General features: G+C 77.3%; 1 pseudogene. It reads right to left on the bottom strand.

Annotated elements, in window-relative coordinates:
- Positions 1 to 300: pseudogene (locus D180_RS21995) on the bottom strand (DNA lesion error-prone repair protein ImuA); the annotation flags it as partial.

The raw sequence follows: 300 nt of genomic DNA, 5'->3' as shown, positions 1-300 counted from the left end.
CCCCGCCGCGACACTTGAGCACGCGCAGTTGCGCCGGCGCGGCGTCGAGGGCGATGCGCAGCGCGGCCGGCGACGGATTGGCGGCGGCCTTCATCGGCCGATAGGCGAAGCCCAGGGTGCGCCCGGTCTCGGCGGCCACCTGCAGCCGGCGCAGGGTCTTGTCGCCGGCCAGCCCCGGCCAGCACAGCACCGCCGCGCAACTGCCCGAACGCAGGCATTGCTCGGCGGCCCAGGCCGCGTCGGCGCCGGCACGGACGATCTGCAGTTGCGCCAGCGCCACGCCGGCCTGCGCCCAGGCGG

The organism is Xanthomonas sp. SHU 166, assembly GCF_000364685.1.
Taxonomy (GTDB): Bacteria; Pseudomonadota; Gammaproteobacteria; order Xanthomonadales; family Xanthomonadaceae; genus Xanthomonas_A; species Xanthomonas_A sontii.
Note: the sequence above shows the minus strand (reverse complement) of the source record. Positions and strands in the feature narration are given on the sequence as shown.